22 protein-coding genes are annotated in these 22346 nt (G+C 69.6%); 7 read left to right on the forward strand and 15 right to left on the reverse strand.

Annotation, left to right across the window (positions count from 1 at the left end; genetic code table 11):
• Positions 1–4 precede the first annotated feature (4 nt).
• Positions 5–1468: an MFS transporter gene (locus ACGFIV_RS23140; protein ID WP_358555455.1), complete on the reverse strand. Its 1464-nt coding sequence runs from the start codon at positions 1466–1468 to the stop codon at positions 5–7.
• A gap of 309 nt (positions 1469–1777) precedes the next feature.
• Here ACGFIV_RS23140 and ACGFIV_RS23145 point away from each other — a divergent pair, with 309 nt between their 5' ends.
• Both ACGFIV_RS23145 and ACGFIV_RS23150 read left to right on the forward strand, forming a co-directional pair.
• Positions 1778–2434, forward strand: a complete 657-nt coding sequence (locus ACGFIV_RS23145; RefSeq protein ID WP_358555458.1) for a choice-of-anchor C family protein — start codon at positions 1778–1780, stop codon at positions 2432–2434.
• A 229-nt stretch (positions 2435–2663) separates the two neighbouring features.
• The gene (locus ACGFIV_RS23150) at positions 2664–3434 is read left to right on the forward strand and encodes a hypothetical protein (protein ID WP_392837556.1); all 771 of its coding nucleotides are present in this window, start codon (positions 2664–2666) and stop codon (positions 3432–3434) included.
• A gap of 92 nt (positions 3435–3526) precedes the next feature.
• On the opposite strand, the gene ACGFIV_RS23155 is transcribed toward ACGFIV_RS23150, so the two are convergent.
• Both ACGFIV_RS23155 and ACGFIV_RS23160 read right to left on the reverse strand, forming a co-directional pair.
• Positions 3527–4441 carry a carbohydrate kinase family protein gene (locus ACGFIV_RS23155; RefSeq protein ID WP_392837558.1) on the reverse strand — a complete coding sequence of 305 codons (915 nt, stop codon included), beginning with the start codon at positions 4439–4441 and terminating at the stop codon, positions 3527–3529.
• Between the two features lie 442 nt (positions 4442–4883).
• On the reverse strand, positions 4884–5339 hold the full coding sequence (locus ACGFIV_RS23160; protein WP_392837560.1) for a hypothetical protein: 456 nt from the start codon (positions 5337–5339) through the stop codon (positions 4884–4886).
• Between the two features lie 80 nt (positions 5340–5419).
• Between ACGFIV_RS23160 and ACGFIV_RS23165 the strand changes: the two genes are divergently transcribed.
• On the forward strand, positions 5420–5941 hold the full coding sequence (locus tag ACGFIV_RS23165) for an NUDIX hydrolase (RefSeq protein WP_392837562.1): 522 nt from the start codon (positions 5420–5422) through the stop codon (positions 5939–5941).
• A gap of 117 nt (positions 5942–6058) precedes the next feature.
• On the opposite strand, the gene ACGFIV_RS23170 is transcribed toward ACGFIV_RS23165, so the two are convergent.
• From ACGFIV_RS23170 to ACGFIV_RS23190, 5 genes are read right to left on the reverse strand one after another with little or no spacing between them, the layout of a single operon-like run.
• Complete coding sequence (locus ACGFIV_RS23170) at positions 6059–6901, reverse strand: class I SAM-dependent methyltransferase (protein ID WP_392837564.1); 843 nt, start codon at positions 6899–6901, stop codon at positions 6059–6061.
• A gap of 56 nt (positions 6902–6957) precedes the next feature.
• The gene (locus tag ACGFIV_RS23175) at positions 6958–7884 is read right to left on the reverse strand and encodes a DUF2797 domain-containing protein (protein ID WP_392837566.1); all 927 of its coding nucleotides are present in this window, start codon (positions 7882–7884) and stop codon (positions 6958–6960) included.
• A gap of 32 nt (positions 7885–7916) precedes the next feature.
• Positions 7917–8612, reverse strand: a complete 696-nt coding sequence (locus ACGFIV_RS23180; protein ID WP_392837568.1) for a dTMP kinase — start codon at positions 8610–8612, stop codon at positions 7917–7919.
• Entirely contained in the window at positions 8609–9028 is a 420-nt protein-coding gene (locus tag ACGFIV_RS23185) for a hypothetical protein (protein ID WP_392837570.1), read from the reverse strand. The genes ACGFIV_RS23180 and ACGFIV_RS23185 overlap by 4 nt, the downstream gene beginning before the upstream one ends.
• Positions 9000–9617, reverse strand: coding sequence for a hypothetical protein (locus ACGFIV_RS23190; protein WP_392837572.1), 618 nt, complete (start codon positions 9615–9617; stop codon positions 9000–9002). Before ACGFIV_RS23190 ends, ACGFIV_RS23185 begins: the two co-directional genes overlap by 29 nt.
• 210 nt (positions 9618–9827) lie before the next feature.
• On the opposite strand from ACGFIV_RS23190, the gene ACGFIV_RS23195 reads away from it, so the two are divergent.
• Both ACGFIV_RS23195 and ACGFIV_RS23200 read left to right on the forward strand, forming a co-directional pair.
• On the forward strand, positions 9828–10505 hold the full coding sequence (locus ACGFIV_RS23195; RefSeq protein ID WP_392837574.1) for a DUF5753 domain-containing protein: 678 nt from the start codon (positions 9828–9830) through the stop codon (positions 10503–10505).
• 26 nt (positions 10506–10531) lie between these two features.
• Entirely contained in the window at positions 10532–10750 is a 219-nt protein-coding gene (locus ACGFIV_RS23200; RefSeq protein ID WP_358556405.1) for a DUF397 domain-containing protein, read from the forward strand.
• 157 nt (positions 10751–10907) lie between these two features.
• Here ACGFIV_RS23200 and ACGFIV_RS23205 read toward each other — a convergent pair whose 3' ends face one another.
• The 5 genes from ACGFIV_RS23205 to ACGFIV_RS23225 are packed head-to-tail and all read right to left on the reverse strand — an operon-like array spanning position 10908 to position 16800.
• Complete coding sequence (locus ACGFIV_RS23205; RefSeq protein ID WP_358556403.1) at positions 10908–11933, reverse strand: LacI family DNA-binding transcriptional regulator; 1026 nt, start codon at positions 11931–11933, stop codon at positions 10908–10910.
• A gap of 10 nt (positions 11934–11943) precedes the next feature.
• A complete protein-coding gene (locus ACGFIV_RS23210; RefSeq protein WP_392837577.1) occupies positions 11944–13560 on the reverse strand; it encodes a glycoside hydrolase family 13 protein in 1617 nt (538 codons plus the stop codon).
• A 49-nt stretch (positions 13561–13609) separates the two neighbouring features.
• A complete protein-coding gene (locus ACGFIV_RS23215; protein ID WP_392837579.1) occupies positions 13610–14512 on the reverse strand; it encodes a sugar ABC transporter permease in 903 nt (300 codons plus the stop codon).
• Complete coding sequence (locus ACGFIV_RS23220; protein ID WP_358556394.1) at positions 14506–15498, reverse strand: sugar ABC transporter permease; 993 nt, start codon at positions 15496–15498, stop codon at positions 14506–14508. The genes ACGFIV_RS23215 and ACGFIV_RS23220 overlap by 7 nt, the downstream gene beginning before the upstream one ends.
• 3 nt (positions 15499–15501) lie before the next feature.
• Positions 15502–16800, reverse strand: coding sequence for an extracellular solute-binding protein (locus tag ACGFIV_RS23225; RefSeq protein WP_358556391.1), 1299 nt, complete (start codon positions 16798–16800; stop codon positions 15502–15504).
• A 444-nt stretch (positions 16801–17244) separates the two neighbouring features.
• Here ACGFIV_RS23225 and ACGFIV_RS23230 point away from each other — a divergent pair, with 444 nt between their 5' ends.
• Complete coding sequence (locus tag ACGFIV_RS23230; RefSeq protein WP_392837581.1) at positions 17245–18552, forward strand: ABC transporter ATP-binding protein; 1308 nt, start codon at positions 17245–17247, stop codon at positions 18550–18552.
• On the opposite strand, the gene ACGFIV_RS23235 is transcribed toward ACGFIV_RS23230, so the two are convergent.
• Together ACGFIV_RS23235 and ACGFIV_RS23240 are read right to left on the reverse strand one after the other, a co-directional pair.
• Positions 18549–19181, reverse strand: coding sequence for an amino acid-binding protein (locus ACGFIV_RS23235; RefSeq protein ID WP_358556385.1), 633 nt, complete (start codon positions 19179–19181; stop codon positions 18549–18551). The genes ACGFIV_RS23230 and ACGFIV_RS23235 overlap by 4 nt on opposite strands.
• A gap of 136 nt (positions 19182–19317) precedes the next feature.
• Positions 19318–20640 (reverse strand): hypothetical protein, encoded by a 1323-nt coding sequence (locus tag ACGFIV_RS23240; RefSeq protein WP_392837582.1) that lies wholly within the window; start codon positions 20638–20640, stop codon positions 19318–19320.
• Positions 20641–20868: 228 nt separating this feature from the next.
• On the opposite strand from ACGFIV_RS23240, the gene ACGFIV_RS23245 reads away from it, so the two are divergent.
• Positions 20869–22224 (forward strand): sensor histidine kinase, encoded by a 1356-nt coding sequence (locus ACGFIV_RS23245; RefSeq protein ID WP_392837583.1) that lies wholly within the window; start codon positions 20869–20871, stop codon positions 22222–22224.
• The last annotated feature ends 122 nt before the right edge of the window (positions 22225–22346 follow it).

Here is a 22346-nt window from a genome sequence, read left to right on the forward strand (position 1 = left end):
GTAGCTACCCGGTCGCCGCGGCGCCCGCCTTGGCGTCGGTCATCGACAGGGAGGGCGCGAGGTCCTCCAGGGAGCGGCGCTCGGCGTTCACCGCGCAGAACAGCGCCACGATCCCGGCCGCCACCATCAGTCCCGAGGCGAGCAGGTAGCCGTAGAACAGGCGGGACGGGTCGGGGTGGTCCTGGTCGCCGATGAGCGCGCCGAACAGGACGGGGCCGAGGGCGCCGACCCCCTGGGCGATCGAGAAGAACAACGCGATCGCCAGCGCCCTGATCTCCAGGGGGAACAGCTCGCTGACGGTCAGGTAACCGGCGCTGGCCGCCGCCGAGGCGACGAAGAAGATCACCGACCACAGCAGGGCCTGCGTGGTCGCGGTGAGCATGCCCTCCTTGAACAGCCACCCCGTGACCGCGAGCAGCACCCCGGACACGATGTAGGTGCTGGAGATCATCGGCTTGCGCCCGATGGTGTCGAACAGCGGCCCCAGCAGGAACGGGCCCGCGAGGTTGCCCACCGCGAAGACGAGGAGGTACTTGGAGGCGTCGCTCGCGGACACGCCGTAGAACGTGTTGAGCACGATGACGTAGGTGAAGAAGATCGCGTTGTACAGGAACGACTGGCTGACCATCATCGTCACGCCGAGGAACGTGCGCTTGGGGTATTCCCGCAGGACCACCCTCAGGATCTCCCGGTAGGACGGGGCGCCGTGCGGGCGCAGTTCCATGGCCTTGTCCTCGTCCACGGCCGGCAGTTCGCGCCCGCTCTCGGCGACCGCCTCCTCGACCGTCCGCGTGGCCTCCTCGGCCTCCTCGTGCCTGCCGTGCATGAGCAGCCAGCGCGGGCTCTCGGGAAGGTGGCGGCGCAGCACCCAGATCATGGCTCCGAGCACCGGCCCGATCAGCAGCCCGATCCGCCAGCCGAGGTCCAGGGGCAGCACGTCGGGGTTGAGCAGCACGTACGTGCTCGCCGTGCCGATGATCGCGCCCAGCCAGTACGTGCCGCTGACCGCGAGGTCGACGCGGCCCCGGTATCGGGAGGGGATCAGTTCGTCGATGGCCGAGTGGATCGCGGCGTACTCCCCGCCGATGCCGGCTCCGGCGAAGAAGCGGAAGACCAGCAGGAAGGCCAGGTTGGGCGAGAAGGCGGTGATCCCGTTGGCGACCAGGTAGAGCCCCAGCGTCAGGACGAACAGCCTGCGCCTGCCGAACCGGTCGGACAGCCGCCCGAACACCAGCGCGCCCGCCACCTGGCCGATCAGGTAGACGGTCGCGGTGAACCCCACCTGGACGGCCGACAGCCCGAGCGTCTGCCTGTCCTGCAGCACCGACCCGATCGCGCTGGCGATCGTGATCTCCATCCCGTCCAGCACCCACGCGACCCCGAGCGCGACGACCAGCCGCGTGTGGAACCGCGACCACGGCAACCGGTCCAGCCGCGCCGGTACCAGGGTCCGTACTGCGTTCTCCATGATGACCTGCCTAGCGATGCGCTCCTGCGAGGTCCGCCGGACCGCCCGCGGAAGCCGGCGACGCCCAGCAGATGTTCTTGGCACCCGCCACTTCCCACGCCGCGCTCCCCCTAACAAGCGGAGAACAGCGAGCGGCTTTTCCGGATACCAATAATTGACTCCGGCGAAACGCGGGCCACCGGGGCTCGCATGGGGCCGGACGCTAATCTTCCTGATCGTGGCACCGCCCGGACCGTGAATTCACCGGTCCGGGAGTTGGTCGTCATGACGCTCCGGCGTGAACGCGGCGTACGGAAGGGAAGGACGACGATGACCGTTCCGAGCACCCAGATGGAAGGTCACGTGGCCGGGCGGCGCCCTCGCCGGGCACGGCTGGGCGACCGGTGGCTGCGGTTGCGCACCAGTGCCGGGATGGTGGGCGCCCTGGCCGGGCTGGCCACGGTGACGGCCGCGCCCGCCGACGCGACCGCGGGAAGCGACGGCAGCTTCGAGACCCCCGTGGTCAGGCCGAACACGTTCCAGACCTTCTCCTCGGGCCAGTCCATCGGGGCGTGGAACGTGACCGCCGGCACCGTGGACCTGGTGGGCCAGGGGTTCTGGGAGGCGGCCGACGGTGTCCAGTCGCTCGACCTGAACGGCTCAGGCACCGGCGCGGTCTCCCAGACCTTCAGCACGCTCCCGCTGGTCAAGTACGAGATCGGCTACCGGCTCTCGGGAAATCCGGCGGGCACACCGGTGGTGAAGACCGGGGACATCCGGATCGACGACCAGGTGGTGGGCAAGTTCTCGTTCGACACCACGGGGACGCGTCTCTCCGACATGGGCTACACCCGGCAGAAGGTGACTTTCGTCGCGAACGGCCTGTCCACCACCGTGCGGTTCTCCAGCACCGTCCCCGGCGGCTTTGGTCCCGTCATCGACGACGTCGAGATCAGAAGCTGCCTGGTCGTCATCTGCCATCTCTGAAGTTCTGCCACCTGTGAAGATCCGTCATCTGTGAAAGCGGAACACGCCTTCGGGTGAACCGGGATTCTCGTACGAGCCGGGGCCTTCACCGTGTAGATCAGGGAATGCTCCCCCGGTTCGTGGGCCTAGACCGCTCCGAACAGGGCAGACGGCTCTGACCGGCTCGTACGTCACGGGCCTGGCCGCGCGGCGCGCGGTGGTTGGCGACGACCAGGGAGAAGGCCCGGAGATGGCGCAGCGAGCCGAGCAGGACACGGGGCAGCGCGCTGACGATCAGCGTTCGGAGCAGGACGACGACCCGCCTCCGGGACAGCGGGCCGAGCGGCAGGGGCACCCCGGGGAGCCCCGGCTCCCGGCGGCGTGCGCGGTGGTGGTGGCCATCGCCCTCTATTCGGCGCTGCCGAGCCACCTCATTCTCGGGCCGAGGTTCGTCGTGCCCGCGCTGGAGCTGCTGCTGTTCGTCCCCCTGGTCGCGGTGAACCCCTGGCGGATGCGCCGCGAGAACCGCCTGCTGCGGCGCCTGTCCATCGGGCTCGTGCTCCTCATAGCGGTGACCAACACGGTGGCGCTGGTGCTGCTGGTGGAACAGCTCGTCGCCGGGCGGACCGACAACGGCAAGCAGTTGCTGCTCGCGGCCGGGCAGGTATGGCTCACCAACATCATCATCTTCGCGATGGCGTACTGGGAGCTCGACCGGGGCGGGCCCGTCCAGCGCACACAGGCGCGGGGCCGGAAGCTGCCGGTGGCCGACTTCCGGTTCCCGCAGGACGAGGACCACGACGCCATCGGCGAGGTGGCCGCGCGATCCTCGGTGAAGTCGGGCTGGACACCCGGATTCGTCGACTACTTCTACGTGTCGGTGACCAACTCCTCGGCGTTCAGCCCCACCGACACGATGCCGCTGTCGGCGCGCGCGAAGCTGCTCATGGCGACGGAGTCGGTGTCGGCCCTCCTGCTGTCGGTGCTCGTCATCGCCCGCGGAGTCGGCCTGCTGAAGTGAACCCGTCCTGAAGCGGGCCTGGCCTGACGCGGACCCGTCCTGAGGTGAGACCGTCCTGAGGTGAGACCGTCCTGAAGTGGGCCCGGTCGCGCTCAGGCCGGGGGCAGGCGCTTGAGCAGGGTCTCCTCGTCGATGGGGCTCTCGTGGGTGCCCTCGGAGGTACATGCGTGCGCGCCGGCGACCGCGCCGAGGCGTACACACTCCTCCGGCGGCAGGCCGCGCAGGCGCCCGTACAGGAACCCCGACACGAACGCGTCGCCCGCTCCGTTGCTGTCGGCCACCGGGCCGGGAAGCGGGGCGGCCGGGAGCAGCGCGGGCTCACCTGCGGCGTCACCGAGGAGGTACGCCCCGGAGGCGCCCGCCGTGCAGACGACCAGGGACGCACGGCCACGCGCCAGGATGTCGCGCATCACCGGACCCGGGTCGGGGAGCTTGACCGCCGACATGAAGACCACGTCGGAGGAGTAGGCGAAGTCCTTGTGGTGGTCGTTCACGCCGTCCCAGTCGTGCAGGTCGGTCGAGACCGGGACCCCCAGCTCCAGCAGCTCGGGGTACAGGTGGCGGGAGAAGTCGGTGATGGACACATGGACATGCCGCGCCCGGCTGATCGCGGGGAGGTAGAGGTCGCGGGGCAGGCGCTGCCCGGCCGCGGCGCGCGGGTCGTACAGCGAGAGCCGCCGCCCGTCGGGGCCGACCAGCAGCACGCTGCGCCTGGTGCCCTCGGGCACGATCTCCCACCCGAAGTCGGCGCCGCGCGCGGCCAGGTGGGCGCGGATGAGCGCGCCCTGCGGGTCGTCTCCGATCAGGTCGATCAGCCTGGCCCGCAGGCCGAGGGCGTGGCAGCCGAGGAGCACCCCGCTTCCGGTGTTGCCGATGCGATCGACCACGGGCGGCACGCCGTAGGTGTCGGCGTACGGCAGCGGCAACTCCGGCACGTACACCGTCGTGTCGACCCCGGCGCCCCCCACCACGACCACGTCGTACGTCACGGCGCCACCTGAACTCATCGCCCCCTCCAGAATCTCAGATGAGACCCCCGAACGCCCTTCAACCCAGCCGGCACACATATTTCGAGCGAAATGAACCTTACCTGCGGACCGGTCCCGCGCTCTCGTGGGTTTCGCGCCGGCCGGTGAACCGCGACTACGCACCCGGGGTGAACAGTTTTCGCGTCTAAACGATCAGTTCGGCCCACCCTCTCGGCGAAAGCGCGAGAGCCAAACTTGAGTAAAGGCCTGGTACTGACCCAAATCCGGTACTCCGGCTGGCAGCCGTCCAGGACGCCGTGACGCAGAGCCTTCAGCAGCTCCATGGCGGCGGCCCAGATATCCGTTCCCGGCACCAGGTTGTACTTGTGCTCCTGCTCGGTCCCGGCGAAGTGGGTCTGGAAGTACCGCTTGTGGTTGTTGAGGCGGAGTACTGCGGAGGCGTGGACGTCGAGTGCGGGGTTCAGCCAGCGCAGGGCCTCCACCGGTCCGTCGCCAACCGGCATGGGGGTGGTGCGGATGAAGCAGGCGTCCTCGGGGTGGAAGCGGATCTGGGCGAAGACGTGGTAGCCGCGGCGTGTTGCGCCAGGTAGCACAGCGGTACGAGGCCGGGAGCCGAGGTGGGGCCGGTCATCGCCATCAGGTCGGGGCCGGCAATGGCGTCGGGGAAGAGGGCGCTGCCGTCGATCTCACGGCCCGGTGCGAGCGCGTCGCCGGAGGCAGTCAGCGGGCGGACGGGGCAGGGGCCGAGCGCGTCCCAGTGGACGACCACGGTGGTAGTCGGGGAAGTGCTCACTTCCTGGGGTGGGACCTGGACCAGGACGATGGGGTCGTCCGGCTGGCGTGGCGCGGTCTGGTTGAGCAGGTGGATTCCGCCTAGGACGATCCAGGCCTCGCGTTTGGCCGTTTCACGATGCATGGCAAGTCTCCCTTTCCTGAGCCGTGTTCGTGTCGGTGGCTGGCGTTCCGTACGGAGGCTAACGACATAAGGTGTGCGGGGTGATCCATCGCGAGAACGAAGAGACGATCTTGAATGCGGCGGCCGTCGATGTCGGCCTGGCGGCCCTTGAGTTCGACGGTGCGCGGGCCTGGCTGGAGCAGGCGCGTCGACACCCGATGGAGCCGCTGGCGGCGGATGTCTGGGTAACCGATCCGGACTTCGGGCACGTCCTGCTGGTGAAGCACCGGGTGCGCGGCTGGGTGCCGCCCGGTGGCAAGGTCGAGCCGGGAGAGACTCCCCGTGCCGCCGCAGCACGTGAACTGGTCGAGGAGACCGGGCTGCACGCGGAACTGCTGGAGGTGCCGGCCGCGGTCTGTGTGCGTTCCTACCGCTCGGACTGGTCGCCGACGCTTGGCCTGTCGTACGCCGCGATCGTTGGTCTCGATGCGCCGCTGGGTGGGGAGAGAGGGCAGCCGCCGCGCTGGTTCGCCGTCAATGAGGAGTGGGAGTCGGTGTTTCCCGAGGATCGCGACCGGATCCAGGCGCACATGGCCCGGTTGGTGGCTGTCGGGGCGCGCTGACCATCGGCTGCGGGACATGGTCAGATCACCTCGCCGATCCGGTCGAGGGCCTCGCCGGGCATGGTGACGAGCTGGTGTGGTCGCAGCGCGCTGGCGCAGCCTCGGCAGGTTGCTGGGTCACAGCCGGCCCCCGGGGCGCTGGGCGACGACGACGAGCCAGCTCGTGACGGTCGGCGCGTCGGGGCTGGTCTGGGCGTACGCCTTAGCGAGGATGTCCATGCGCTGGGCGTGAGTGAAGTCGCCGTCCGGGCGGGCGAAGACGGGGATGGACAGCCACGCCTTCTTCTCCGCCATGGTGCTGTGCTGGGCCGTGACCTCGGTGTCGACCACGGTCAGCCCGGCGGCGGCCAGCTGCTCGGTGATGGTCTCCGGCGACAGCTTGGGGCCGTCCCGGTCGGCCGCCGGAGGCGGGGTGTAGCCGTAGTCGCGTGCGGCGATCTGGCGGATCAGCGTGTTCAGCGAGGGGCCGGTGCGGCCGGTCTGCTCGTTGGGGTGGGTCACGTCGGCGAAGCCGCCTCCGACGTTGAAGACGAACCGGCCGCCGGGCTGCAGGACGCGACGGACCGCGGCGAACACCGCCGGGGTGTTCGTCTTCCAGATCGCCGAGTTGCACACCACGGCGTCGACGCCGCCGACTGGGGCGTGTTGGGCGAGGTCCTCGGCCGGGGCGGTCACCCATGACAGCCGCGGGTCGGTCAGGGTGCGGCGGCCGATGCGCTGCATGGCCGGGACGCTGTCGAGGGAGATGACCCGGGCGTCGGCCGGCCCCAAGGCGAGGATCGCCTCGGCGGTCGCACCGGTCCCGCCGCACAGGTCGATCACCAGACGGCTGTCGGCGAGGTGGGCCCGGCGGGCGAGGTCGCGGCTGGTGGAGCTGTACATGGGATGGTCGCGGGTGAACGCCGCGTACGCCTCGGCGGTGGTGTCCTCGTCCCAGCCGAAGAGAGCATCCTGGGGCATAGTGTGTCTCGCTTCGCAGGGAGGGCCCGCCTGGTGCAGCGGGGGCGGGCCGGGGGTCAAAAGAGGGAGGCCTGGACGGCGGCGGCGGGCGAGGTGAACGCGCCACCGAGGGTGATGCGGCGTCCCTTGAGCGTGCCGATGTCCAGCAGGTAGCCCAGGTCGTTGTCGCTGTCCGATACGACGAGGGCCTGGGAGCCGATGCAGGAGATCAGGGTGAAGCCGTGCTCGCCCTCGTCCACCTTGTGCGGGTACAGCGCCCGCGCGCCACCGGGGTTGCGCAGCTGGTCGCCCTCGTGCGGCGGGGTCCAGGCTTCCAGGACGGTCGCGGTGCCGAGCTCGGCGAACGTCTTGGCCGCGCGGTCGACGGTCTTGCGGTGGGCTTCTTCGGCGGTCGGCAGGTCGGCGAGGTCGGCCAGGGCCTTGAGCTTGGCGGTTGCCCGGACGGTCTGGGGGATGCCCAGGTGGCGGGTGATGGCATCTTCGAGGTAGCGCACGGTGCGGCCGTCCGGACTGTGGGCCAGGTAGGTCGCGAACAGCGCCCCCTGTTCGTCGAGGCGGGAGCGCTTGCGCGGCTCGGCCGCAGTGCCGACCTTGGTGGTGCCGTCGGCGAAGGTTGCGGCGTACAGCCAGTGTGGCTGGGCCATGTACCGCTGGAGTGCTTCGGGGGCGTGGCCCCGCTGGTGGAACTGGTGGGCGAAGCGAAAATCGTCCCGTCCCGCGCACTGGGTGCACTGCCCGCTCTGGACGGCCGGTGCGCGGTCGGGGCAGGCGAGGGCCTCAACGCGGACGGTGTCGGCGAACTGGTACCGGCCGGTGCACCACCTGCCGGTACCGGTCACGCGGAAGCCGAGGCGCCGGTGCATGAACTCGGCGTAGACCAGCGGCCCGCCGGGCAGGGGGGCGAGCAGCAGCCGGGGGTCCCCGGTGGCCCAGGTGATGCCGTGGCAGATGTACTCGCCGCTGTCGGCAAGGGGCACTGGCATGGTGCGTTCCACGGGAGATGAGGCGGGCGCCATCAGACGGTGAGCTGGAGGCGGTCGGTGAGGGCGTCGGCTGCGGTCTTGAACACGGTGTCGCGGTCCATGCTGGTGACGTCCAGGGACAGCCAGCCGCCGCGCTCGCCCTGCTCCTGGAGCTGGGCGAGGACGGTGCTCTGGTAGCGGATGAAGTCCTCGTCGCCGCTGCCAGAATGGCCGGTCTCGAGGGAGGTGAACTCCCCCTTGCGCCGGAGGGCTTCGCGGGCGCCGATCCGCAGGAAGATCACCAGGTCGGATTCGGTGAGGTGGGCGAAGACCTGTTCGGCGAGGTGGGTGGGGACGTCCGGGTTGACCGCGTACCGGGCGAGGATCTTGTGGTGGGCGTTGTCGAGGATCACGTGGGTGCCGACGGCCAGGGCGGGCCGGATGACGAGCTTGTCCTGGAGGGTGTACCAGGCGGCCAGCGCCAGCAGCCAGTAGTGATCATCGCACGCCTGGGCGACGCGTGCGTCCCGGCGGTAGACCAGCGCGTTGAGGCGGTCGAGGTAGGCGGACAGCTCCGCGTCCATGGGGACTTCGGTACTGTGCTTGCCGACGAGGATCGCTGGGTGGCCGGCGTCGTTGAGGGCCTGGTGCAGGCGGGCGGCGAGGGTGGACTTGCCGGCCCCATCGATGCCGGTGACCGTGATCTCCCGCCCGCGTGCGGGGGCGGCGGAGTGCGCTGCGATCGTCATGGTCGACTTCCTCCAAGGGTTCGGATCGGGCGGCCGGCCAAGCGGTCCGCGATGATTCCGCGGATCCGGTCAACCAGAACGGTGCGCCGCCGGATGACGTCGCCGTGACGCTCATTGGACAGGTCAGCGGGGTAGTGCTGGGCCAGGTTGTTGGAAATGACGTGGAGGTAGCCGAATCTGATCCCCGCCTGGAGCGCGGCCGCCCCCATAGGGCCGATCTCCGGGTCGACGAAGGCGTACTCGGCATGCTTGGCCAGCCAGTCACGGTTCTCCAGCAGAATCGACGCGGAGGTGACGTGGAGGCCGCTGTGCACGCCGGGCTGGGCGGCGGCGAACTCACCGAAGAAGTCGTCCCAGGTAACGAGAGCACCGCCGACGAGGCTCTCGTTACCGGTGGCGAGGAGCGTGTTCGGCACGATCTCGGGGAACAGCGCCCCGACCTTGCCGACGTAGACGACGTCGCGGGCACCGAGCTCGGCCAGGCGTGCGACGACACGGCCGGCGACATCGCCCCCAGATGCTGTGCAGGAAGCCGAGGTAGACCACTCGGCGGCCGTGCACGACGGCGCGCTGCCAGGCGTAACCCTTTCCGCGGGTCCACACACCGTCGTCGGGGGCGAGGTGCTGAAGGCCCCAGCCGACGATCACGAGATCGCCGTCCAGATCGAGGTCGAGCCCTTCGATGGCAGCGCGGCACGCCGCCTCTTCCGGCGGCTGGTAGGTGACGGTCCCGGCCGCGCGACCGGTCATGGCCAGGTAGGTGGTGATGATCAGCGCGTAGTGGTGTACGTAGTCGGCACCGGGAAACGCCTTGATGACCAGGTCACGGCTGTGGACTTCGGCGGTGGGCCGCTCGATGTTGAACAGCTTGCCGATCTTCTCGTACCGAGAGATCACGGCCAGGCGGTCGTAGCCGCCGACGACGCGGATGCTTTCCCATTCCTGGTCCTGGATGAGGTGGTGGACCTTGATCTGTAGGTAGCGCAGCAGACTGTCAGGGTTCATGGTGTGCCCGTCGACAGGGATCGGGGCCGTGCGCAGCAGCCCGTGCCCGCCTGCGGCGCCGGCCTTGCGCGCCCAGTGGCTCGGGCGGCAACTTCGGGAACTACGTGAGGGGCCGGCCTCACACTCAAGGACGCCTCTGCACGCATCCAACGCGAAGGGCCGACCCTGAGCCGCTTCGAGGCAGGCATCTATCCGATCCGCCTCCCGGATGTGACCGCGCTGCTGGACCTCTATGGGGTCGTCGACCCCACCCGACGAGAGGGGTTGATTCAACTTGCGGCGGAGGTATGGCAGACGGGCTGGTGGGACGGGTACTCCGAAGACCTGCCCAAGTTGATCATCGACTACGCCTGGATCGAGAGCCGCGCCCGCCGCATCTACTCCTTCGATCTCGTGGTGATCCCCGGCCTACTGCAGACTCACGGTTACATGGAAGCGTTGATTCGCGGAGCTGACACCAACGCCTCCTTGACGCCCTTCGGCGCCCGATTTCGTCTGGATCGGCAGAGGATCCTCGCCGCCCCGGAGCCGCCCGACATCGAGGCCGTGCTCGACGAGAGCTTGCTCCATCGCGCACCCGGCGGGCCGCACGTTCTCAGGGAGCAGCTCAAACACCTGGTCGAACTGGCGAAACGTCCTAACATCGGTGTGCGGGTGCTGCCCTTCACTTCACATGTCCATCCCAGCCCCGAAGGCACGTTTCTCATCTTCGAGATGCCTGAACCGTTTCCCGAGGTCGGGTACGTGGACACCCCTGCGGGTGGCATTTACGTCGAAACAGAACGCGTCGAGCGACTTATCATGAAGTTTGACCGCGTTCGCGATCATTGCCTCGACTTGGACGAGTCGGCGATCCGCATCCGGGCGGCTGCGGACGCGATCCTGTAACCCACGGACGGAAGGCAGGGGCGACGATGTCAGCCTCCGATCAGCGGCCCCGTGTCGCGTGGCACATCAGTAGTTTCAGCCCGAACGGCGGCAGTGACTGTGTGGAGGCCGGCCCCGTCCTCGACGGCACCGGTCGCATCGCCGTCCGGCACAGCCATCACCCCGAGGGCACCGTCATCGTCTACACCCGAGCCGAGTGGGACGCCTTCCTCGTCGGCGTCCGCGCGAACGAGTTCGACTTCTGAACTCCTACTCACAAGGGCACCATCCAGATGTCCCTCAGCTTGACGTGGCGGCGCGGTCCTTGCGAACGGGTCATCGAGCCGTTGGATCGAGGTCCGAGCGTGCTGACACAGGGAATGGCCCGCACACTCGGCTTCTTCGATTCCCCGGTCCGCGTCGTCAGCGGTTGACGAGGGGGCCGGAGCCGGTGGAGCCGCGGACGACGAGCTCGGGCTGGAAGACCAGTTCGATGTTCTTGGGGGCCGCCCCGTTGATCTCCTCCAGCAGCGTCTGGACCGCCGCCGAGGCCATCGCGCCGATGGGCTTGCGCACAGTGGTGAGCGGCGGGTCGGTGAAGGCGATCAGCGGGGAGTCGTCGAAGCCGACGACCGAGACGTCACCCGGCACCGAAAGGCCCCGCTCGCGCGCGGCCCTGATCGCGCCGAGCGCCATGAGATCACTCGCGCAGACGATGCCCGTGCAGCCGCGCTCGATCAGCGCCGCCGCCGCGGCCTGCCCGCCCTCGACCGAGAACAGCGAGTGCTGGATCAGCTCGTCGCAGCCGGAGACGCCGAGCAGCTGCGACATCGCCTGGGTGAACCCCTCGATCTTGCGGATGACCGGCACGAAGCGCCGCTGGCCGAGCGCGAGGCCGATGCGCTCGTGCCCGAGGTCGACCAGGTGCTGCACGGCCAGGCGGGACGCGAGCCGGTCGTCCGGCGAGATGAACGGCGCCTCGATGTGCTCGCTGTAACCGTCGACCAGGACGATCGGCAGCCCCCGGTCGGTCAGCCTGGTGTAACGATCCATGCGGGCGGTGGTGTCGGCGTGCAGGCCCGAGACGAAGATGATGCCGCTGACGTCGCGCTCCAGCAGCAGCTCGGTGAACTCGTCCTCGGGGGCGCCGCCCGGGCTCTGCGTGCAGAGCACGGGCGTGTAGCCGTGCTGGGTCAGCGACTTCTCGATGGCCTGGGCGAACGCCGGGAAGATCGGGTTGTCCAGCTCGGGGGTGACCAGCCCGACAAGGCCGTTGCTGCGCTGCCGCAGCCGCTGCGGGCGCTCGTACCCCATGAGGTCGAGCGCGGTCAGGACGAGCTGGCGCGTGCCGGCGGACACCCCCGACTTGCCGTTCAGCACGCGGCTGACCGTGGCCTCGCTCACGCCCGCCTGGGCCGCGATGTCGGACAGCCGGGCGTTACCGTTCATGGCCGCTACTTTACGCAACGCCGAGCGCCCACCACGCGGCGGAATCCGGCGCCAGCCGTACGACGTCGCCCTCGATGGCCACGGGAGCGCTCGCGATGAGGAGCTCGCCCGGCCGGGGCAGCTCGACCGGCTCGCCGGTGGTGTTCACCGTGCAGACGAACGTCTCCCCCCGGGCGAAGACCAGGGTCCCGGCGGGAGACTCCATCCACCGCAGGGAGCCGTCGCCGAGGTCCGGGTGCTCGCGCCGCAGGCGCAGGGCGCCCCGGTAGAGCGACAGCGTCGAGCCCGGATCGCCGAGCTGGGCCTCCACGCTGAGCGTCCCCCAGGTGGCAGGGACGGGCAGCCAGGTCTCCTCGATCCCCGGCGGGCTGAACCCGAAGGGCGGCTCGGAGTGGGCCCACGGGATCGGGACGCGGCAGCCGTCGCGGCCGTCCTCGGGGCCCCGCAGGCGCTGCGGGTCCTGGCAGACCTCGTCGGGCAGGTCGAGCACCTCGGGGAGGCCGAGCTCCTCACCCTGGTAGACGTAGGTGGAGCCGGGCAGGGCGAACATCATGAGGGCCGCCGCGCGGGCACGGCGCAGGCCGAGTTCGCCGTCACCGTACCGGGTCACGTGCCGCTTGACGTCGTGGTTGGAGAGCACCCATGTCGTCGGGGCGCCGACGGGGCCCACGGTGGCGAGCGACTCGTCGATCACCTCGCGCAGCATCTCCGCGTCCCACGGGGTCTTCATGAAGTGGAAGTTGAAGGCCTGATGCAGCTCGTCGGGCCGTACGTACCGGGCGAGGCGCTCCTGCGTGGGCGCCCATGCCTCGGCGACGCCGATGCGCTCGCCGTCGTAGGAGTCCAGCAGGCGGCGCCAGGCCCGGTGGATCTCGTGGACGCCGTCCTGGTCGAAGTAGGGCAGCACCGTGGTGCCCAGCATCTCGATCTGTTCCCTGGACCCGATGTCCGGGAGCCCCTCGGCCTTCACCATGCCGTGGGCGACGTCGATGCGGAAGCCGTCCACGCCGAGGTCGAGCCAGAAGCGCAGGATGGCGTCGAACTCCGCGTGGACCTCGGGGTTCTCCCAGTTCAGGTCGGGCTGCTCGGGGGCGAACAGGTGGAGGTACCACTCGCCGTCGGGCAGCCGCGTCCACGCCGGGCCGCCGAAGATCGACTCCCAGTCGTTGGGCGGCAGCTCCCCGCCCTCGCCGCGTCCGGCGCGGAAGATGTACCGCTCGCGCTCGGGGCTGCCGGGGCCCGCCTGCACGGCCGCGAGGAACCAGGCGTGCCGGTCGGAGGTGTGGTTCGGCACCACGTCGGTGATGATCTTCATCCCGTGGCTGTGCGCGTCCTCGATCAGCGCCCTGGCGTCGGCCAGCGTTCCGAAGATCGGGTCGACGTCGCGGTAGTCGGCGACGTCGTAGCCGAAGTCGGCCATCGGCGAGGTGTAGAAGGGCGTCAGCCAGATGGCGTCGACACCCAGCCCGGCCAGGTAGTCGAGGCGGCTGCGGACCCCGAGCAGGTCGCCGACGCCGTCGCCGTTGCCGTCGGCGAAGCTGCGCACGTAGACCTGGTAGATCACCGCGTCACGCCACCAGCGCGTGCCGGTCTCGACGGGACGGGCTTCACGGACCACGTCGGTCATTGGGATCCCCCGATTCTCCGAAATATCAGGTTCCGATACCACGGTGGTCTTACGACTTCGTGGCTCCGGCCGTCAGGCCGGTTACGAGGTTGCGCTGGACGAGCAGGAAGACCACCGCCGCCGGCACCGCGATCAGCACCGAGGACGCGGTGAGCAGTCCCCATTCGGCCTTGTGCTGGCCGACGAACTGCCCGATGCCCACGGCCAGGGTGTACTTGTCGTCGCCCGTCATGAACGCGGTCGCGTACGCGACCTCCGCCCAGGCCGTGATGAAGGAGTAGAACGCCGCGACGGCGAGTCCCGGCTTGGACAGCGGCAGGATGAGCCGCCAGAAGGTGCCGAAGGGCGTGAGCCCGTCGACCCGTCCGGCCTCGTCGATCTCGACGGGCACCGTGTCGAAGTAGCCCTTCATCATCCAGGCGCAGAACGGGATCGTCGAGGTCAGGTAGGCGATCACCAGGCCGGGGAACTGGTTGATGAGCCCGAGCCCGGCCATGAGGTTGTAGATCGGCACGATCAGGATCGCCACCGGGAACATCTGCGTGATCAGCAGCATCCACATGATCGACCGGAATCCCGGGAAGCGGAAGCGGCTGACCGCGTAGCCGGTGGTCGCCGACAGCACCACGCCGAGCAGGGTCGTCAGGGCGGCGACGAACAGCGAGTTGAACAGCCAGCGCGGGAACGCCGTCTGGCCGAGCACCTGCGTGTAGTTGTCGAGGCTCGGGTGGTTGAAGAGCTCGACCGTGGTGGACTGCCAGGCGTCCCTCGGCTTGAGCGAGGTCAGGACCAGCCAGGCGACCGGGAAGACCGCGATCAGACTGGCCAGGAACAACGTGACGTGCAGGGCGGCGGACGCCCCGGCTCCGCGCGAGCCACGACGCCTGCGCCGCGGCGCCGCGGCGTGACCCGCGGTGCTCACCGTGCTCACCGTGCTCACCGTGCTCACCATGCATCTCCCTGCTGACGCAGCGCGCGGCGGTAGACCACGGCCATGACGACGAGCAGCGCGAGGATGAGCACACCCCACGCGGCCGATCCCGAGTAGTTCCTGATGCCTTCGAAGGCCTGCCGGTAGGCGTAGGTCACGAGGATCTCGCTGGACCCGCCGGGCCCGCCCTTCGTGACCAGGAAGATGACCGGGAACTGGTTGAAGGTCCAGATGGTGCCGAGCAGGACCACCGTGCTGGACACCGGCCGCAGTCCGGGCAGGGTGATGTTCCTGAAGCGCTGCCAGGGAGTGGCGCCGTCGACCTCGGCCGCCTCGTACAGCTCGCGGGGGATGGCCTGCAGGCCTCCCAGCAGCGCGAGCATCATGAACGGCACGCCGAGCCAGACGTTCACGGTGATCACCGAGACCTTGGCCCAGAACGGGTCGTCCAGCCAGTCGAGCCCGCCGAAGCCCGCGGCCCGCAGCATCGCGTTGACGACGCCGAACTCGCCGTTCAGCAGATACCGCCAGATGAACGCCGAGACGAACGCCGGCACCGCCCACGGGAGCACGAGCATCATGCGGTAGACCGACCGGAACCGCAGCGGCCGGTTGAGCAGCAGCGCGAGCCCGAGGCCGATGCCGTAGTGCAGGGCGACGCAGACGAGGGTCCAGACGACCGTCCACAGGAGCCGGGACAGGAACGCGCTGGAGCCGACGATGTCGACGTAGTTGGAAAGCCCGACGAACTCGTACGTCGAGGGGATGGTGTTCATCCCGATCGTACGGCCCATGTTGGCCTCGGTCGCGTCGGTGAGCGACAGGTAGACGCCGCGCACCAGCGGGTACCCGATAAGCACGAGCGTCACGATGACGACCGGGGCGCACATGGCCCACGCGTACCAGTGCCGGGAGAAGAACCGTCCGGCCCTCCCCGGCCCCGGGCGGCGGGTACGGCCGCGGGCGCTCGTGCCCGCGGCCGTACCGTCAACGACCTGGGTCGTCATCGGTCACAGGCTCCAGCCCTTGAGCAGGCCCTGGTAGGCCTTGGCCACGTCCTGGGCCATCTGCTCGCTGGTGGTGCCGCCGGTGGCGAGCTTCTGGTAGCCCTCCACGAGCGGCTGGAAGAGCTGGCCGGCCTCGGGGATCCACGGACGCTCGACGGCGGCGGTCATGGGCTCCTTCCAGCGGCCGATCATCTCGTTGCCCTGCGCGTCGGGCAGGCTGTAGGCCGACTGGCGGGTCGGCAGCAGGCCGAGCTTGCCGGCGATCTTGGCCTGGCTCTCGGCGGAGTCCATGAACTTCACGAACAGGTAGGACGCGTCCAGGCTCTTGGAGCCCGCGTACACGGTGTAGTCGTGGCCGCCGGTCGGGGCTCCCGCCTTGACCGAGCCGGCCGGGACCGGGGCGATGCCGAAGTTGTCGGGCTTGTCCTTGAAGACCTTGCCGCCGAGGTTGTCGGTGTTCGACCACGGACCATTGAAGATCATCGCGGCCTTGCCCTCCTTGAAGGCGGTCTCCGCGTTGGTGTAGCTGTCCTGGATCGCGGGCTTGGACGCCGCGCCGGACTTGATCAGGTCCTCGACCACCTTCAGGCCCGCCACGGACTGCGGCGAGGCGACGGTGATCTTCTTGGTGGCGACGTCGAGCAGGTCGCCGCCCTCGCCGTAGATGAACGGCAGCAGGAAGTAGGCGTCGACGTTCAGCGCGAGGCCCTCGGCCCCGGCCTTGGACTTGACGTCCAGCGCGAACTGCTTGAGCTCCTCGAAGGTCTTCGGCGGGGCGTCGTGGCCGGCCTTCTTCAGCAGCTCCTTGTTGTACAGCAGGCCGAGCGTGTCGGTGACCTGCGGGATGCCGTACGTCTTGCCCTCGTACTTGCCGCTGCCGGCCGGGCTCGGGAGGAAGTCCTCGGGCTGGTCGAGGGCCGGGGTGCCGTCAAGGGGCGCGAGGTAGCCGAGGGAGGCGAACTCGGCCACCCAGCCGACGTCGGCGCGGAGCACGTCCGGCGCGCCGGCGCCGCTCTGCGCGGCGGTCTTGAACTTGTTCTGCGCGTCGGCGAAGGGGACGTTGACGTAGTTGACCTTGACCTTCGGGTACTTCGCCTGGAAGTCCTTGATCAGCTCCTGGAACACGGGACCCTCGTTGGTGGCGTCCGAGGTGTCCCACCACGTCACCTCGCCGGAGACGTCAGCGGCGCCGGCGCTTGTGGCCGGAGCGGCCGACTGATTGGTGGTGTCCTCGCCGCCACAGGCGGAGACCGCCAGCGCGAGCGCCGCGGCTGTCGCCGCGACCGAGATGCCTCGCCGCATGTTGTGCACTCCTTGCTCAGCTTCATTGCCCTAAGGATCGGCCGATCCCGCCCGCGTCCCCGACGGCGGACGGGATCACCGGGGTACGCGGAACGTAACAGCCATGTGAACAGACATGAAAGACCTTTCGGAAACTTTCTGCAAATTGTGACACGTCTGTCATTACATCCGCGTTACCCGGGCGGGGGGCCAGCGCCCGGCCCTCGCGGACCAGTGCCCGGCCCGCGCCGGCGCGTCCGGTGGCAGGCGGCCGGGCTCCACCGCCGGCGCCGCCCTTTCCCTATCTGTCCTGACCTCTACAGACAGGCAACGGTCAAGTAACCAGCAGATGAGCAATTTCTCACCTCATGTATGGACACAGTGGCCCACTACGCGATGTACTACCTCATCAATCACAATGACGGCTGGGATCCGGGTTCTGATGCCCGGGAGGAACGAGTGACGATGAGTACCGTCGTTCTCGACAGCGTGACAAAGGTGTACCCCGGGGGGCATCTCGCGGTCGATCGCATGAGCTTGCGCGCGGAAGAGGGCGAACTGCTCGTCCTGCTCGGCCCATCCGGATGCGGTAAATCCACGCTGCTGCGGATGATCGCGGGACTCGAAGAGATCACTTCCGGGGACCTCTACCTCGACGGGCGGATCGCCAACGACCTGGCACCCCGTGACCGCGACGTCGCGATGGTCTTCCAGAACGGCGCCCTCTATCCCCACCGCACCGTGCGGGGCAACATCGCCTTCCCGCTGGAGATCGCCAAGGCCGACCCCGCCATGGTCAGGGAACGCGTGACCGAGCTTTCCAAGGCGCTTCACATCGACGAGACGCTGGACCGCCGTCCTGGAACGCTCTCCGGTGGCCAGCGGCAGCGCGTCGCGATGGGCCGGGCCATCGTCAGGCAGCCGTCGCTGTTCCTGATGGACGAGCCGCTGTCGAACCTCGACGCCGGGATGCGCACCGAGTTACGCATGGAGATCTCGTCGCTGGTGCGGGCGCTCGGCGTGACGACCATCTACGTCACGCACGACCAGGTGGAGGCCCTCACCCTGGCCGACCGAATCGCGATCATGAACCGCGGCGTCCTGCAGGACGTCGGCACCCCCGGGCAGATCTACAACGACCCGGCGACGGCGTTCGTGGCGGCCTTCCTCAGCTCGCAGCAGATCAACCTGCTGGCGGCGACGGTCAAGACCCCGCAGAACCAGTACATCATGCTGGACTTCGGGCTCCACCAGATCACGATGCCCTGGACCGACCCCCGGGCCTACGCGGTCTCCCAGCACACCGGCAGCCAGATCATCGTCGGCATCCGCCCCGACGCGCTGACCCCCATCCCCGAAGGCGTCGACAGCCCGCACTTCAGCGGCAGGGTCAGGACGCTGGAGTACCACGGTCACGAATGGCTCGCCTACCTGGAGGTCGGCATCCCCGTCGTGCCCGCCCCCGAGCCCGCGCCGAGGGCGGCCGCCAACGGGCACGTCAACGGCAACGGCGACGGGCACGCCGCCGGCGGCACGGCGGGCAGGGTGCGGTCGATGATGCGGCGCCTCATCTCCGGCGAGGAGGAGCACGCCCCCGAGTACATCGCCCCCTCCGCGGCCGGCAGCGGCACCCACCGCCGGGCCGACCTCGTCGTGCGCCTGGGCTCGCGGCCGGTGTGGCGTGCCGGCGAGCACGGCCGCGTCGCCGTGGACCTCAGCAGGCTCATGCTGTTCACCCTCGAAGGCAACAGGATCGACCCGCCCCGCCGCTAGGCGACCGTACGGTCGGCCGCCGAGCCGGCGAGCTGGGACACGATCTCCACCACCCGCACCACCTTGTCCAACTCCACCTGGTGGAAGGCCGGGCCCTCCGTGCGCGCCACGACGAGATGCAGGCCCGCGGTCTTCATCGGCAGGCTCAGCAGGTGCAGCGGCCCCTCGCTGAACGCCGCCGGGCGCAGGGGCGTGAGGTCGGGCATCTCGTCCACGCCGGGAGCCTGCCAACTGCCGTGCACGACGGCGCCGGTGTCGGAGTCCACGGCGACCGCCCACTCGGCGCTCACCAGGTCGGGGGCGGCGTCGACCAGGGTCACGAAGGCGCGCTCGGAGTCGGACACCACGTGGCCGAGCAGGTCGTAGTCGGGGCTCGTCCCCGGGGCCTCCCTGGTGGGCCACACGCCCTCGATGCGCACCCCGGGCACGACCGACAGGCGTTCGCGCAGCTCGTCGGCGGCGAACCCGCCCGGCCACGACAGGGTGAAGTCGTCCACCGCCCGGCCGCCCTCCCGCTCAAGGACCGTCACCTGGAGGATGTCCGCGCCGAGGACCCCGAAGGATCGGGCCACCTGCCCCAGCACCCCCGGCCGATCGGGAAGCGAAACCCGGATCCGTAGCACCGTCACCACCACCTCTGTATATCCAGCCGAACCACGTATACGGGCCGACCTCCTGTTTCTTTCATCTACTGCACCACGGCACACAGCGTCCTGGATCGAGGTTTCGGCGATGTTCCGAAGATATGTCCGAAATAAATCCAATTCAGTATTGATAGGCGCCCGCATCCGTGTTCCTCGACCGGGGGATGGCCCGTCCCGCCGCGTCGTGCGCCAGCCCCGTGCCTCCGTACCACGAGGGCCCGAGCGGCACCCCCTGGCCGATGGAGGCCGCTCCGGGACGTAGCCGCAGGTCATGGCGGCTGTGGAAGCCGGGATCCTCGCGGATCGAACGGTGGCCGAGCTTGATGCCCGTGGACCTGCCATCGTAGACGCCGCCAGCGTCGTCGATTCCCGAGCCGTCCTCGTATCCCAGCACCCCACCGACCTTGATGGCGTTGTTGCGCAGCCTCAGGATCTTCGCGGAGCAGCCGTCGGCGCAGGAGACGCCGATGGTCTTGCGCGCCGGGAGGTACACCGAGTTGTTGACCGCCACCGTGCCCGTGACCGGCCCCACGGCGTGCCCGGCGCCGCGGGTGATGAGGAACGAGCCGCGTTTCTCCCCAGAGGTCACCACGTTGTTGGCGAACAGGTTCCCCTTGGCGGTCCCGCCGGGGCTGTGGCCGAGCTCGGTGAAGGTCTCGTTGTCGCGCGCGACGTTGTGGGCGACGAGGTTCCGGTCGCCGTCGTACACCTCCACGGCCGCGCCGTCGGACACGTAGTCCTGGCTGGAGGCGTAGCTGCCGACGATCAGGTTGCCGATGACGCTGTTGTCGTCGCCGTTCAGCAGCACGCCGAACGCGCCGGAGTCGTTGTCCGGCTCGCTGTCGTCGACGCTCATCCGGTCGTTGCCGATCATCTGGCTGTCGCGGATGACGTTGTGGGAGCCCCGTTCCGTCACCCAGACGCCCGCCACGTTGCGGTCGGCGTACACGTCCCACAGGTCGTTGTGGCGGCCGTCGATCCTGAAGCCGCCCCACCCGCAGTCGCTCGCCCGCAGGTCGGAGATCCGCCAGTAGGACCCCTCGACGACCACGCAGTCGCCATTCCTTCCGCTGATCTTCGGCCGGGCGCCCCTGCCGTACGAGCCGACCGTGATGTGCCGCGCGGCCGTGCCCCTGCCCCTCAGCGTCAGGGTGCCCTTCCACCGGCCGCCCCGCCGCAGGAGCAGCGTGTCACCCGGCCGCAGGCGGGCCGAGCTCGCCCGGCCGAGCGAGCGCCAGGCCTTGCCGGGAGAGGTCCCCGGCGCGTCGTCGTCGCCCTCGCGGCCGTCCACGTAGTAGACCCTGCCCGCCGCGGACCCGGAACGTTCCAGCGGGGACGCCCGCGCGGGTCCCTCGGACAGGGCCCGCGCCGCCGCCTCCGGGACGGCGAGCAGCAGGAAGGTCAACGGCAACGACAGGCCCGCTCGCCAGAGGTTCGGCGTCATAACACCACACTTAGGGTTAAAAGATCGCTGTCGCTCACGGTAGCGGTCAGAGGTCATCACCGGGAGGCCCACAACCGGCCGGCGACCGGATCGGGTGACCCGGCACGCCGGACGGTAGGCTCCCCCGGCGTGCGGCCCGGTCCCGCGCCCGGCGGCTTTGCCAGGGCTTGGTGACCTCTTTCCCGGCTCGCGGATCTTGGATGAGATCCACGCCAGTAGCCTTTGCCAATGTCCCTCCCATGGGCCGCCGTGTGGCCTCGATCCATCCGGGGGCAGGTCACCCTTCTCGCGCTCGTGCTGGCGGGCCTCTTCCTGATCCCCCTGGGCCTCGCGGCCGACATGGTGATCAGGGGCGCGGTCGCCACCTCCATCTGGCGGGAGACCAGGGAGGCCGCCTCCCGGATCGTCGTGGCCTACCGGAACGCGACCCTGCTCAACCCCATCGCGCCCGGCCCCGGCGGCGTGGACGTCATCCAGGTGATCGGTCCAGGGGGCCACCTGCTGGCCGCGACGGCGAAGGCCGGCGGGGCGCCCCCGGTCAGCGACGTACGGCCCGACCTCCCCGACCGGCTCGTGGACTTCACGACGTGCCCGAAGGCCTCCAGGGGCTGCTACCACGTGACGGCGACCCTGGCCGACGCCAGGCCCGGCTCACCGGTCGTGTACGCCGCGAAGCGCACCCCCGCGGTGCTGTCCACCCGCGTCCTGGACGTGGCCGTCGGCCTCCAGATAGCGGCCCTCACCGGCCTGATCGGCTGGATCGCCTGGAAGGGGGCCGACCGGGGGCTCCGCACGGTCGACAACATCCAGGCCGAACTGGCCCACATCACCGTGAGCGACCTGTCGCGCCGGGTCCAGGAGCCGCCGGGCGAGGACGAGATCTCCAACCTGGCGAGGACCGTCAACAGCACGCTCGCGCGCCTTGAGCACTCGGTCGAGCAGCAGCGGCGGTTCGCCGCCGACGCCTCCCACGAGCTGCGCACCCCGATCGCCGGGCTCCGCGCGCAACTGGAGGAGGCGCGGCTGCATCCCGGGGACACCGACCTTCCGAGCCTGGTGGACGGCGCCCTGCGCGACACCGACCGGGTGGAGGCCATCATCACCGACCTGCTGTTCATGGCGAGGCTCGGATCGAGCGGCCCTGCCGTGCAGGAGTGCGTCGACCTTGGCCACCTGGCGGCCGAGGAGATCGCCCGGCGGCCGGCGCAGGTGCCGGTCACCACCGACTTCAAGGAGGAGGTGGTCGTGCTCGGCGTGCGGACGCAGCTGTTCCGGGTGATCGGCAACCTGCTGGACAACGCGCGGCGCCACGCCTCCAGCATGATCAAGGTGGAGGTGAGCGGCGCGAACCGCACCGCCGTCCTCGCCGTCACCAACGACGGCGACCGCATCGCCGAGAAGGACCGGGAACGCGTCTTCCACCGTTTCGCCCGGCTCGACGAGTCGCGCAGCAGGGACCGGGGCGGCACCGGCCTCGGGCTCGCCATCGCCCGCGACGTCGCCATCGCGCACGGCGGGACGCTGCACGTCGAGGACGTCCCCGAGGGCACCAGGTTCGTCCTGCGGCTGCCGATGATGGATTAGCGCCCTCGCCAAGAGTTAACAGGAGCGACGCTGGGCGTTCAGCTCAGGCTCCCCTTGAGGGACGGCACCGGTGGTTAGCGTGCGTGACACCTTACGAGCGTGTCGCCGCGACGACCGCTCGT

The sequence above is a fragment of the Sphaerisporangium sp. NPDC049003 genome (assembly GCF_043197795.1).
In the GTDB taxonomy this organism is placed as follows: domain Bacteria; phylum Actinomycetota; class Actinomycetes; order Streptosporangiales; family Streptosporangiaceae; genus Sphaerisporangium.

Coding starts and splice junctions, on each gene's coding strand:
- ACGFIV_RS23140 (WP_358555455.1), bottom strand. CDS start 1,468: ATGGAGAACGCAGTACGGACCCTGGTACCGGCGCGGCTGGACCGGTTG.
- ACGFIV_RS23145 (WP_358555458.1), top strand. CDS start 1,778: ATGACCGTTCCGAGCACCCAGATGGAAGGTCACGTGGCCGGGCGGCGC.
- ACGFIV_RS23150 (WP_392837556.1), top strand. CDS start 2,664: ATGGCGCAGCGAGCCGAGCAGGACACGGGGCAGCGCGCTGACGATCAG.
- ACGFIV_RS23155 (WP_392837558.1), bottom strand. CDS start 4,441: ATGAGTTCAGGTGGCGCCGTGACGTACGACGTGGTCGTGGTGGGGGGC.
- ACGFIV_RS23160 (WP_392837560.1), bottom strand. CDS start 5,339: ATGCATCGTGAAACGGCCAAACGCGAGGCCTGGATCGTCCTAGGCGGA.
- ACGFIV_RS23170 (WP_392837564.1), bottom strand. CDS start 6,901: ATGCCCCAGGATGCTCTCTTCGGCTGGGACGAGGACACCACCGCCGAG.
- ACGFIV_RS23175 (WP_392837566.1), bottom strand. CDS start 7,884: ATGCCAGTGCCCCTTGCCGACAGCGGCGAGTACATCTGCCACGGCATC.
- ACGFIV_RS23180 (WP_392837568.1), bottom strand. CDS start 8,612: ATGACGATCGCAGCGCACTCCGCCGCCCCCGCACGCGGGCGGGAGATC.
- ACGFIV_RS23190 (WP_392837572.1), bottom strand. CDS start 9,617: ATGAACCCTGACAGTCTGCTGCGCTACCTACAGATCAAGGTCCACCAC.
- ACGFIV_RS23200 (WP_358556405.1), top strand. CDS start 10,532: ATGTCAGCCTCCGATCAGCGGCCCCGTGTCGCGTGGCACATCAGTAGT.
- ACGFIV_RS23205 (WP_358556403.1), bottom strand. CDS start 11,933: ATGAACGGTAACGCCCGGCTGTCCGACATCGCGGCCCAGGCGGGCGTG.
- ACGFIV_RS23210 (WP_392837577.1), bottom strand. CDS start 13,560: ATGACCGACGTGGTCCGTGAAGCCCGTCCCGTCGAGACCGGCACGCGC.
- ACGFIV_RS23215 (WP_392837579.1), bottom strand. CDS start 14,512: ATGGTGAGCACGGTGAGCACGGTGAGCACGGTGAGCACCGCGGGTCAC.
- ACGFIV_RS23220 (WP_358556394.1), bottom strand. CDS start 15,498: ATGACGACCCAGGTCGTTGACGGTACGGCCGCGGGCACGAGCGCCCGC.
- ACGFIV_RS23225 (WP_358556391.1), bottom strand. CDS start 16,800: ATGCGGCGAGGCATCTCGGTCGCGGCGACAGCCGCGGCGCTCGCGCTG.
- ACGFIV_RS23230 (WP_392837581.1), top strand. CDS start 17,245: ATGAGTACCGTCGTTCTCGACAGCGTGACAAAGGTGTACCCCGGGGGG.
- ACGFIV_RS23240 (WP_392837582.1), bottom strand. CDS start 20,640: ATGACGCCGAACCTCTGGCGAGCGGGCCTGTCGTTGCCGTTGACCTTC.
- ACGFIV_RS23245 (WP_392837583.1), top strand. CDS start 20,869: ATGTCCCTCCCATGGGCCGCCGTGTGGCCTCGATCCATCCGGGGGCAG.